The following is an 11,908-nucleotide window of genomic DNA, read 5'->3' on the forward strand; positions in this document are numbered from 1 at the left end:
GTCAGGCGCGGTGCGCTCTGCCCCGCTCACGCTGCGAGGCGACGACGACCAGCACCGTGGTCGCCGTCGCCGCGAGCACGGCCACCACGAGCAGCGGCAGGGCGAGGTCGGGCCGCAGCGCCGCCTGGTCCGGGGCCGAGATGCGCGGACGGTCCAGCAGATAGCCGACGACCTGCCACCAGGCCAGGACGGACCACGCCGTCAGCAGCACCGGCACAGCTCGGCGCAGCCCCCCGAGTCCCCAGGCGAGCAGCAGGCAGGTCGCCGCCAGGACCGGCAGCGAATAGCGCGGGAAGAGGTTTCCCGCCTCCTTCGAGACGTACACGAACTGCATGAGCAGCAGCACCGCGGTGACCACGGCGAGCATCAGGACCCCCGGCAGGACGAACGGCCGCGGGACGGTCTGCGCCGCCTCGCCCCCGACGACGGCGGTGCGACGGTCCCGCCGCGCGGCGACCAGGGCGAGCACCGCGCCGAACACGACCGGTGCGACCAGCAGGCCCCAGAGCGTGATCCCGCCCGGGGTGTTCCCCGGGGAGAAGACACCCAGCAGCTTCGCCCAGTACGTCGGGTCCGTGACCACCTCGGGCACCGACGGCGGATCGGTGCGGTCGGTGTGCGCCATCGCCCAGTCGGGGTGCCCGCCCGAGACCGACCCGGTCAGGCGCAGGTTGCGCAGGTAGAACCAGCCCGACGCCCCGATCATCGCGAGACCGATCACCGTGGGTCGCAGCAGCCAGCGCAGCCGCGACAGCGGCCCGGGCGCCGCCAGTCCGCGCAGCACGAGCGCGGCGAAGACCACGAGGACCAGCGGCATCAGAGCCAGCCGGGTGAGGGAGGCGCACACCGCGGCGATCCCGAGCACCCACCAGATCCTGCCGCGACCCGGCGCGGCGGGATCGCGCGGCACGGTGATCAGCCGCAGAGCCGCCCCCAGCACCACCGTGAGCTCGAGGGCGGCGATGTCGTCGTTGTAGATCGCGCTGCCCACGCCCATCACCCAGGGGGAGGCGCCCGCGGCGAGTCCGGCGATCCACGGGATCCAGCGCCGCCCGCCCGAGAGCGGCCGCACGGCCCACATGACCGCCGCGCAGAGGGCCGCGGCGAGCACCGTGTTGAGCACGCGCCCCGCCATGCCCGCGATGTACGGGTGCCCGGCGTCGTAGAGGGGCCCCACCACGGGGGCGAGCAGCAGGTAGAACAGAGGCGGGTGCTGCGAGGTCCACTGCACGGGCGGGCGCGTGCCCCAGGGCAGCTGCACCTGCAGGCCCTCTTCGAAGACCGGCAGGTCCCCGTGCCACACCTGCACCGCGTAGTCGAAGTGCGCCATCTCGTCCCCCGAGGAGAACAGCGGGGTGAGGAAGCTGCGGGCGGTGGTCGCGGCGAGCACCATGACCAGGATTCCCGCGGTCACGGCGGCGTCGGCGGACAGGAAACGGCGCACGGGGTGGCTCCTTGGGCGGTACGGGGCGGGACCGGCTCAGCGTAGCGAGCCCGGCGACCCCACTCGGTGGTGGCCGGGGTCACGACATGCGGGTGACGACCGCTACGGCGACCCCCTGGGGTGACCTGGATACACTGACCCGGTTCCGCGCAGTGCCGGGGGCCGTCGGCGGAAGCGTCCGCGGGACCCGGTCACGTCCACGACAAGGTGATGTCCCCATGAAGGTCTTCGTCCAGATCCCGTGCCTGAACGAGGAGCAGACGCTCCCGCTCGTCCTCGACACGATCCCCAAGGAGCTGCCCGGCGTCGACTCCGTCGAGGTGCTCATCATCGACGACGGCTCCACGGACCGGACGATCGAGGTCGCGAAGGCGCACGGTGTGAAGCACTTCGTCGTCCACGCCCGCAACATGGGGCTGGCGCGCTCCTTCCGCGACGGTGTGGACTACGCCCTCGCCCACGGCGCGGACATCGTCGTGAACACCGACGGCGACAACCAGTACAAGCAGGAGCGCATCGCGGATCTCGTCGCGCCCGTCGTCTCCGGCGAGGCGGACATCGCCATCGCGGACCGCCAGACCAAGAAGATCGCGCACTTCTCGCCGTTCAAGAAGGTCATGCAGCAGGTCGGCTCGCAGGTCGTGAACATCGCCGCGGAGACCGAGCTGCCGGACGCCGCCTCCGGCTTCCGCGCCTACTCCAAGGCGTCCCTGCTCCGCCTCAACGTCATCACGCAGTTCTCCTACTGCATGGAGACGATCATCCAGGCCGGCAACAAGCGGCTGCGGATCGCCTCGGTCGCGATCGACACGAACCCCAAGACCCGTGAGTCGCGGCTGTTCAACAACATCTTCCAGCACATGGCGAAGTCCGGCTCCGCCATCGTGCGGGCCTACCTCATGTTCAAGCCGCACCACGTGCTCGGCTGGATCGCTGCGGTCACCGGGGTCATCGGCCTCATCCCGTTCGTGCGCTTCCTGGTCTACGCGATCATGGGCGAGGGTGACGGCCACATCCAGTCGCTGATCTTCGGCCTGATGCTGCTCACCTGCGCGTTCATGACGCTCGTGCTCATGATCATCGCGGATCTCCAGCGCACGAACCGCGTGCTCGTCGAGGAGGCCCTCGAACGGATCAAGCTCGTGCAGTACGGGACGCCGAACAACCCGCTCGTCGGCTCCGGCGAGACCGTGCCCACCTCCACCGGGCCCGTCGCCACCGGATGGGTGGACGGGGAGCGCGTGCTCGACCCGGCGCAGCACACCGGACCCGTCACCGACGACGCGGTCGTGGACCAGTGGGCGACGGCCGTGGGCCGAGAGTCCACGGCTCCCCGCCGCGACGCATGAGCCGCCTGCTCGGGTTCGGCACCTACGACCGTGACCAGCACCCCCGCGTCGGGGTGCTACTGGACGGTCTGGCCGCGAGCGGCTGGGAGGTCACGGAGCTGAACCGCCCGCTCGGGCTGAGCACCGCGGAGCGGGTCGAGCTGCTGCGCAAGCCCTGGCTGCTCGGGAAGCTCGCGCTGCGACTGGGCTCCCGCTGGGCGGGCCTCGCGGCCGGCAGCCTGCGCCTGCGCGGCCGCCGGGCGCCCGACGCGATCGTCGTGGGCTACCTGGGCCACTTCGACGTGCTGCTCGCGCGGGTCCTGTTCCCGCGCACCACGATCGTGCTGGACCACCTCATCTTCGCGGCGGGCACCGCCCAGGACCGCGGCGAGAGCGGCGGCCTCAAGCTCGCCGTGCTGCGGGTCCTGGACCGCCTCGCGACCTCCGCCGCCGACCTCGTCGTCGTGGACACCCCCGAGCACGGCGCCCGGCTCGCCCCCGCCGTCGCGGACCGCGGCGTCGTGGTGCCCGTCGGCGCCCCCGAGGACTGGTTCGCCGCGGCGGAGGCTCCGCGAGCCCCCGCCGGCGAGGAGCTCTCCGTCGTCTTCTACGGCCTGTTCACGCCGCTCCAGGGCACGCCCACGATCGCCCGCGCCCTGCGCCTGCTCCACGAGGAGGGGGCGCCGGTGCGCGCGACGCTGATCGGCGGCGGCCAGGACCTCGAGGAGTGCGAGGAGATCCTCGCCGGCGTCGACTCGGTGACCTGGACCTCCTGGGTGCCCGCGGCGGAGCTCCCGGCCGTGGTCGCCGGCCACGACGTGTGCCTCGGCATCGTCGGCACCTCCGCGAAGGGGCAGGACGTGGTCCCCAACAAGGTCTACCAGGGCATCGCCGCCGGGTGCGCCGTGGTCACCTCGGACACCGCGCCCCAGCGCCGGGTGCTCGGCGACGCCGCCGTGCTCGTCCCCGCGGGGGACGAGGGCGCGCTCGCCGCGGCCCTGCGCCGCCTCGCGGGGGATCCCGCGGCCCTCGCGGCCGCGCACCGCGCCGCCGCCGCGGCCCGGGACGCCTTCCATCCCGCGGCCGTCGTCGCCCCGCTCCGGGACCGGCTCGCGGCGGAGGCCGCCCGATGAGCCGCGTGCTCGAGGTGCTGCGCTCCCGCGCCGTGAAGGCCGGGTTCCTCGTCGTCGCGCTCGCGCTCGCCGTCTGGGCGGTCGTCTCGCAGTGGGACGAGGTCTCCGCGGCGCTCGTCTCGATGGACCCGCTGCTGCTCGTCGCGGCGCTCGCCCTGGGACTCGTCTACGTGGTCCTGACGATGCTGTCCTGGCGGGCGGTGCTCGCCGACCACGGCACGCCGCTGCCCATGAGCTCCGCGGCGCCCGTCTTCCTCGTCTCGCAGCTGGGCAAGTACGTGCCCGGCGGCGTGTGGAACATCGTCGCCGCGGCGGAGATGGGTGCGGACCACAGGATCCCTCGCCGCCGCAGCGTCTCCGCGATGCTCGTGACGCTGCTGATCTCGATGGTCACGGGTCTCATGCTCGCCGCGATCTCGATGCCCTTCTCCCCGCCCGCCCTCGCGGACCGCTTCGGCTGGGTGCTGGTGCTGCTGCCGCTGTTCGTCATCGTGCTGCTGCCGCCCGTGCTGGGCCGGATCGTCGCGCTCGCGCTGCGCGTGACCAAGGGGGAGCCGCTCGAGCGGCCCCTGCGCTGGCGCGGCATCGGCGCGGCCGTGGGCTGGCAGCTGCTCGCCTGGATCGTCGCGGGTCTGCAGGTGTGGGTGCTCGCGGTCGGCGTGGGCATGGAGGCGGACGCCCGCTCGGTGCTCCTGTGCATCGGCGGCTACGGCTTCGCGTGGGTCGTGGGCTTCCTCGTCGTCGTGGTGCCCGCGGGCGCCGGGGTGCGCGAGTCGATCCTCGCGATCATGCTCGGTGCGAGCCTGTCCACGGGCGGGGTGCTGGCGGTCGTGCTGCTCTCTCGCGTGGTGCTCACCCTCGCGGATCTGCTCCTGGGCGGCCTGGGTCTGCTGCTGTCGCGCCGGGCGCGGGCCGCCCGTGCGGCGGCGGCGGTGGGGCGGACGGGACCGACGGAGCCGACGGGGCCGACGGGGCCGACGGGCGCGGACGTCCGCTGAGCCGGTCCGCGGCGGCGCCCGCCGCGAGCGCCCCCGCGGCGAGGAGCCAGCAGGCGGCGAGCACCGGCACTGCGGTGAGGGGCGACGTCGTCCCGGGGGTGGCCGCGGTGAGGGGAACGCGCCGCCGGCCCCCACCGCACGCTCCCCGGGCATGATCCCACGAGCCCGTGTCGTGGGACCATGTCCCGGTGACCCCTGCAGACGCCACCGCCCCCGCGGCCCCGACGGGCGCCGCCTCCGCCGTCCCTCCGCCCTCGGCGCATCCCGGGCGCGCGAGCACCGGCTTCGCCGTCACCGCGCAGGACGGCGAGAAGGCCCGCGCGGGGGTCATCTCCACGCCGCACGGGGAGATCGCGACGCCCGCCTTCATCCCCGTGGGCACCAAGGCGACCGTGAAGGCCGTGCTGCCGGAGTCGATGACGGAGCTGGGCGCGCAGGCGCTGCTCGCCAACGCCTATCACCTGTACCTCCAGCCGGGGCATGATCTCGTGGACGAGGCGGGCGGGCTCGGCGCCTTCATGAACTGGCCCGGTCCCACGTACACCGACTCGGGCGGCTTCCAGGTGATGAGCCTCGGCGCCGGCTTCAAGAAGGTGCTCTCGAGCGAGTTCTCCGGCGGGGAGAAGGCCCGCACGGCCTCCGGTGAGGACGATGCCGTGGCGGAGGGCAAGGAGCGTCTCGCGCACGTCGACGACGACGGCGTCACCTTCCGCTCCTTCATCAACGGCGACGTCCACCGGTTCACGCCGGAGATCTCCATGCAGATCCAGCACGGCCTCGGGGCGGACGTCATGTTCGCCTTCGACGAGCTGACCACGCTCATGAACTCCCGCGGCTACCAGGAGAGCGCCCTCGAGCGCACTCGGCTCTGGGCGATCCGCTGCCTCGCCGAGCACGCCCGGCTGAGCGCGGACCGCACCCATCGGCCCTACCAGCAGCTGTGGGGCGTCATCCAGGGTGCCCAGTACGAGGACCTGCGCCGGAAGGCGGCGCGCGACCTCGGCGCGATGGACGTCGAGGGCTGGGGCTTCGACGGCTTCGGGATCGGCGGGGCGCTCGAGAAGGAGAACCTGGGCACGATCGTGGGCTGGGTGACCGACGAGCTCCCGGAGGCGAAGCCCCGGCACCTGCTCGGCATCAGCGAGGTCGACGACCTCTTCACCGCGGTCGCGGCGGGGGCGGACACCTTCGACTGCGTCTCCCCGTCCCGCGTGGCGCGCAACAGCGCCGTGTACACGCGCACGGGCCGCGTGAACCTCACCGGCTCCCGCTACCGCCGGCAGTTCTCGCCGATCGACGAGACCTGCGACTGCTACACCTGCACGCACTACACGGCGGCGTACGTGCACCACCTGTTCCGGGCCAAGGAGATGCTCTCCTCGACCCTCTGCACGATCCACAACGAGCGCTTCGTGGTGCGCCTCGTGGACCGGATCCGCGCGGCGATCACCGCCGGCGAGCTCGACGCCCTGCGGGAGGAGACCACCGGCGCCTACTACGGCACCCCGCGGTGACCGAGGCCGACGTCCCGGACCCCGGGAGCGCCCGACGTCCCGGGAGCGCCGGAGCAGCCCCGGACGACGGGCCGTCGCGGCCGGACCCGGTCGCCTGGACGGGCGCGGCGGTCGTGCTCGGGGCGCTCGCCGGGGTGTGCGCCCTGCTCGGCGACCATCTGCTGCTGGGTGTGCTGCGCGTCGCCGCGGGCGTCCTCGTGGGGCTCGCGGCGGGGGCCGGCCTGGTGGCGCTGCGGCGGGGCCGGGGTTCGCTGCTCCTGCCCGCTGCGGCGGTGCTGGCGCTCGGGGTCGCGACGGCGCTCACGGCGCCGGCGCTCATCGCCGCCCGCGCACCGTCGCTGGACTCGGCCGCCCTCTCCCGGATCGCCCCGCTCGGCGACGGCGACACGGTGGTCGGCCTCGGCGCGACGGGCGCTCCCGTGCTCGTGCGCCGCGCCGCCGGGGGAGGGCAGCTGCTGAGCGGCACCCGGGTCCAGGCGGTGGGGTCCGGGGCCGACGAGGCGCTCGCCCTCTCCGCGGACGGGACCCGCCTGCTGCGGACGAGCGAGGCGGGCACCACCGTGCTCGACGCCGGCGGGGGCGGGGAGCCCGTCGCCCTCGCGACGCTCCCCGGGCCGGTGCTCGCCCTGGCCGGGGACGTGGCCGTGGCGCGCGTGTGCGAGGCGGGGGCGTGCCTGCTCACCGGGTACGACCTGGCAGAGGCGCCGTCGGCGGATGCCGCGCCGGAGCCGCTCTGGCAGGTCCTCGACGGGGACGCCTCGACGACGCCGCGCGGGCCGGACCCGGGCACGGGCGGCCCTGCCGCCCCGGCGATCGCGGTCGACGACGCGCCCGCGGGTCTGCTCGACGCGATCACGGACACCGGTGTGTTGCCCGCAGTCCCGCTGCGCTTCGACCCGGCCCAGGGGTGGGTGCAGCTGGACCCGACGACCGGCTTCCCGATGGGCCGGGTGCTCGCCGGGCCCGAGGACCTGTGCCGCATCGCCGCGACCGATCCCGCACCCGGCGACACGGAGCCCGTCGTGCTCACCGTGTGCGCGGGGGAGGACGGCGCGATCACCGCGACCGGGTTCCGCGACGGCGAGGAGCTCTGGACCTCGGACCCGTCACCCGCGGGGGAGTGGACGGTGCGGATGGAGGACGGCCGGGTCCTCGCGAGCGGGACCGAGGCGGGGTCCGGCGCGACCGGTGAGATCGTCGCCTCGGAGGCGGGTGGGGCATGGTCCCGCCCCGGCGGGGCCGGGGTGGAGCAGGCGAGCGCGTTCACGAGCCGGGTGGGCATCGACGGCTCCCGCATGGTCGTCACGAACGATCAGGGCCAGCTGCTCGCCTACGACACCGCGACGGGGGAGAACACGTGGAGCGCGCCGCTCGCCTCCCCGCTCGAGGACCTGCGCGGCGACCTCGCGGCGGGCACCGTCGCGGTGGTGACGCCGGCGCCGCGGGAGCGGTCGCTGGACCCGCGCTCAGGCGTGCGGGTGCGCACGATCGACGCGGCGAGCGGGCGGCTGCGGCTCGACCTCGTGGCGCTTGACGGCGACGAGGTCGAGAGCGTGCACGCGCTGGGTGACGGTCGGGCGCTCGTGACGACCGGGGATGCCGCCTACCTCCTCGGCCCGTGAGCGCGGGCGCGAGGGCGCCGGGTGTCAGGCGCGCTGGGCGACCCAGCGGCGGATCATGATCGCGCCGACGAGGAGCGCGCCGCAGATCACGAGCCAGCGGATCGCCTCGAGGACCGCCGAGATGATCGCGACGGCGGTGTACGCGTCGTATCCGGCGTTCGCGACGATCACCTGCGTGATGATGCGGAGGATCCAGGAGGCGACCACGCCCAGCAGGAGCGCCGCGACGATGACGATCGCGCCGGTGCGGCCGCGGCCGGTGCCCTGGACGATCGTCATGATCGCGAGGACCAGCAGCGCGATCGAGAGGATGCCGTTCACCGCGAGAGCGAGGAGTGCGAGGATCCCGCCGATCCCGGCGGTGACGAGGGCGGCGTCGGAGTCCCCTGAGGAGGCGCCGATCGCTCCGGCGGCGAATCCGGTCGAGAAGCCGATGATGTCGACCAGGGCGCGCACGGCGACCACGGCGATCGTGAGGATCAGGATCCACTTCGCGTAGGCGGCGACCTTCTCCTGCGGGCTGCGCGTCACCGGGGCCCACTGTCCCTGGGGTGCCTGGCCCGGCTGGGCCCACTGGCCCTGCTGCGCCTGGCCCTGCGGGGCCCACTGCCCCTGCGGTGCCTGCCCCTGCGGTGCCGGCTCCTGGCCCTGCGATCCGTACCCCTGGCCCTGCGAGCCGTACCCCTGCGTCATGGTGCTCCTCCGTGTCCCCGGGACACGAGCGCGCCCCCGCGTCCAGCCTATCGGCCGGTCACGGGGGCGCTGCACCCCTGTGGACGGGGCGCATGCCTGCTCGGGTCAGGCTCCCGGTGTGAGGCGGAAGCCGAAGCTTCGCTCGGAGGCGTCCAGCACGTACTCCGGGAGCGGCGCGGGGCCGCAGGCCGCGGAGCCCACGCCCTGCAGCGCCGCGGAGAGCGTCACCCAGGTGCGGCCGTCGGCCTCGAGCGCGCCGTCGTGGTCCTTGCGGTCGAGCTCCGCGGTGGACCAGGGCCGCACGGCGAGGCCCAGGCCCTCCGGCGCATGCAGCGCGAGGGAGCCGGCCTCGCCGCGCAGGTCCGCGGCGACGACGCGGGCCCGATTGCCGTTCTCCTGCGGGAACACGTACCGCACCTGCAGGTCCTCGAGGGTCGAGGTCCACAGCCCCACGGTCGCGCCGCCGCCGGTGTCCGGGTAGGACTCGTGCGGGCCGGCGCCGTCGTAGGCGACCTCGTCGAGGCCGCCCGGCAGGGCGAGGGTCCAACCCACGCGCGGCAGCGGGAGGCCCGCGGGCCAGTGCGCGGCCGGGGTGACGGTCACGGCCGCCTCGACGGCGGAGGCGTCGCCGCGCCAGGTGGTCGTGACGTCCGCGCCGAGCGAGCTGCCGTCCAGACCCAGGCGGGTGCGGACCACGAGCGCGTCGCCCTCCGCCGTGAGCGAGACGAGGCGGCGGCGGGGCACGTCCAGACCGATCCGCTTCCAGCGCGCCTCGAGCGGGTAGTGCGTGCGGGCGCGCTCGTTGTCGACGGGGGCGCGGTAGAGGTCGACATCGCTGTGCTCGACCTCGAGGCCGCCCAGGGCGACCAGGCGGCCGAGGTCGTCGAAGCGGGCCGGGCCGAGCGTCCAGGAGCCGTCCTCCGCCCGGACCGGCGCGGCGGCCGCGCCGAGGGCGGGCACCGCGGCCGCGCGGGCCGCGTCGTCCACGTGGTCCGCCGCGACGATGAGGTGGTCGGCGGGGACCGGACCCTCGGCCTCGCGGGTCAGCAGGCGCACCACGGTGACGCCGGCCTCCGCGGCGGGGAGCGCGAGCGTGCCGCTCTCGCCGGGGGCGAGCGCGGGCAGCTCGAGCTCCTGCCACTTCAGCTGGCCGTCCACGGAGACCTCGGCCCGCAGGTGGGAGAGGTCGCGGAAGGCATGGCGGTTGGTGAGCGTCGCCGTGCCGGCGCCCACCTCGAGCTTCACGGGGGAGTAGTGGTGCTTCGCGTCGAGCAGCGCGGGGGAGGGCGTGCGGTCCGGCAGCACGAGGCCGTCGGCCACGAAGTTGCCGTCGTGCAGGCGCTCGCCGAAGTCGCCGCCGTAGCCCCAGATACGGTTCCCGGCGGCGTCGGTCGTGACGAGGCCGTGGTCGATCCACTCCCAGATGAAGCCGCCCTGCAGCGAGTCGAACTCGTCGGTCAGCGCCATGTACTCCTTGAGGGAGCCGGCGCCGTTGCCCATCGCGTGCGCGAACTCGATCCACAGGAAGGGCTTGGTGAGGGCGGGGGCGTCGTCGAAGCCGTCGTCGGACGCGTCGAGCCCCAGGGCGCGCAGCATGCCCACGAGGCGCTCGCGGAACTCCGGGCTGAGGGACTTCTCGCCGATCTCGCGGCTCTCCTGCACCGAGGGGTACATGAGGGAGAAGAGGTCCGCGTCGTCGGTGCGGTAGTCCTGCTCGTAGAGCACGGGGCGGGTCGCGTCGGCGTCCCGCACCGCCTGGATCATCGCGGTGGTGACGGAGCCGGTCGCGGCCTCGTTGCCGATGGACCACAGGACGATCGAGGCGTGGTTGCGGTCGCGGCGCACGAAGCGGTCGCTGCGCTCGACGAGGGTCTCGAGGAAGCGGGGGTCGTCCGCGGGTCGACGGGCCGCGCCGGTGGGGTCCTCGCCCCAGGTGGAGTCGGCGTGGAAGCCGTGGGCCTCGAAGTCGCCCTCGCAGATCACGTACAGGCCCTGCTCGTCGCACACCTCGAGGAAGCGCTGGTGGGGCGGGTAGTGGGAGGTGCGCACGGCGTTGAGGTTGTGCCGCTTCATGAGCGCCACGTCGAGGTCCTGGTTCCCCGGGTGCTGGGTGCGGCCCACGTGCTGGTCGACCTCGTGGCGGTTCACACCGCGGAAGACGACGCGCTCGCCGTTGACGCGCAGCACGTCGCCGTCCACGACGACGCGGCGGAAGCCGAGCTTCAGGCGCACGGTCTCCGCGCCGGAGTCGGCGGTGACGGTCGCCTCGTACAGGGAGGGGACCTCCGCGCTCCAGGGGTCCACGGGGCCGACGGGAACGGGGGTGCCGTCCGCCGGGACCTCGAGGTCGAGGCCGGGGATCCGCACGGTCGCGGGCACGGGCGCGCCGTCGGCGTCGGTCGCGAGCGCCGTGAGGGTGCCCTCGCCGGTCGCGGGGTCGTAGTCGGCGTGGGTGACGAGGTCGTGGATGCCGCCCGCGGGGCGCAGCAGCAGGTCCACGCTGCGGAAGATCCCGGACATCCACCACATGTCCTGGTCCTCGACGTAGGTGTTCACGGACCACTGGACGACCTGCACGTCGAGCCGGTGCTCCGCGGCGCCGTCCTCGCCGGCACCGGCGAGGACGTCGGTGACGTCGAACTCCTGGGTGAGGCGGCTGCCGGAGGTCACGCCCACCTCGGTGCCGCCGATCAGCACGCGTGCGGCGGAGTCGACGCCCTGGAACCGCAGCAGCACGCGGCCGCCCGCGGCGAGGGCATCGGCCCAGTCGGCGGGAACGGCGACCTGGCGGGAGTAGTGCCCGGTGGGGTTCTCGTCCGGGACGTGGGGGACGTCCACGGGGATCGGGTAGACGACGTTCGTGTACTGCGGGGCGCCGTAGCCCTGCAGCTGCCACAGGCCGGGGACGGTGATCGGGGCGGGCTCGCCGAGGTCGGAGCCGTCGGCCCGGGTGCCGTAGCGGAAGTCCCAGGTGCCGTCGAGGCTCAGCTCGGGGGCGTCGGTGTGCAGGTGGGCGCGGCCGCGCAGGCGGTTCCGGCCGGCGGGGAGCTCCTCCCACCACGGGGCGGTCTGCGGAGTGGGGGTGGTCATCGTGCGGCTCCTCGTCGAGTGCGGTGGGACAGGATTCGTGAACGTTCCCGAGGGACAGCGTAGACCCTCGCGCCGCCCCGTCGGGC

The 11,908-nt window shown here is 74.3% G+C and carries 8 protein-coding genes; 5 read left to right on the top strand and 3 right to left on the bottom strand.

Annotation, left to right across the window (positions count from 1 at the left end; all coding sequences use genetic code 11):
• Window position 1 precedes the first annotated feature (1 nt).
• The gene (locus ABD080_RS07685) at window positions 2–1,444 is read right to left on the bottom strand and encodes a hypothetical protein (protein WP_137769854.1); all 1,443 of its coding nucleotides are present in this window, start codon (window positions 1,442–1,444) and stop codon (window positions 2–4) included.
• Between the two features lie 218 nt (window positions 1,445–1,662).
• Here ABD080_RS07685 and ABD080_RS07690 point away from each other — a divergent pair, with 218 nt between their 5' ends.
• From ABD080_RS07690 to ABD080_RS07710, 5 genes are all read left to right on the top strand, one after another.
• Entirely contained in the window at window positions 1,663–2,793 is a 1,131-nt protein-coding gene (locus tag ABD080_RS07690) for a glycosyltransferase family 2 protein (protein ID WP_137769855.1), read from the top strand.
• On the top strand, window positions 2,790–3,905 hold the full coding sequence (locus ABD080_RS07695) for a glycosyltransferase (RefSeq protein ID WP_343904306.1): 1,116 nt from the start codon (window positions 2,790–2,792) through the stop codon (window positions 3,903–3,905). The genes ABD080_RS07690 and ABD080_RS07695 overlap by 4 nt, the downstream gene beginning before the upstream one ends.
• Entirely contained in the window at window positions 3,902–4,903 is a 1,002-nt protein-coding gene (locus tag ABD080_RS07700; protein WP_343904307.1) for a lysylphosphatidylglycerol synthase domain-containing protein, read from the top strand. The genes ABD080_RS07695 and ABD080_RS07700 overlap by 4 nt, the downstream gene beginning before the upstream one ends.
• Before the next feature lie 188 nt (window positions 4,904–5,091).
• Window positions 5,092–6,417, top strand: coding sequence for a tRNA guanosine(34) transglycosylase Tgt (gene tgt / locus ABD080_RS07705; protein ID WP_343904308.1), 1,326 nt, complete (start codon window positions 5,092–5,094; stop codon window positions 6,415–6,417).
• Window positions 6,414–8,039 carry an outer membrane protein assembly factor BamB family protein gene (locus ABD080_RS07710; RefSeq protein ID WP_343904309.1) on the top strand — a complete coding sequence of 542 codons (1,626 nt, stop codon included), beginning with the start codon at window positions 6,414–6,416 and terminating at the stop codon, window positions 8,037–8,039. Before tgt ends, ABD080_RS07710 begins: the two co-directional genes overlap by 4 nt.
• Before the next feature lie 24 nt (window positions 8,040–8,063).
• On the opposite strand, the gene ABD080_RS07715 is transcribed toward ABD080_RS07710, so the two are convergent.
• Window positions 8,064–8,732, bottom strand: coding sequence for a hypothetical protein (locus tag ABD080_RS07715; RefSeq protein ID WP_343904310.1), 669 nt, complete (start codon window positions 8,730–8,732; stop codon window positions 8,064–8,066).
• 105 nt (window positions 8,733–8,837) lie between these two features.
• Window positions 8,838–11,822 (bottom strand): glycoside hydrolase family 2 TIM barrel-domain containing protein, encoded by a 2,985-nt coding sequence (locus tag ABD080_RS07720; protein WP_343904311.1) that lies wholly within the window; start codon window positions 11,820–11,822, stop codon window positions 8,838–8,840.
• Between the last annotated feature and the right edge of the window lie 86 nt (window positions 11,823–11,908).

The organism is Brachybacterium rhamnosum (assembly GCF_039526185.1).
GTDB classification, from domain to species: Bacteria; Actinomycetota; Actinomycetes; order Actinomycetales; family Dermabacteraceae; genus Brachybacterium; species Brachybacterium rhamnosum.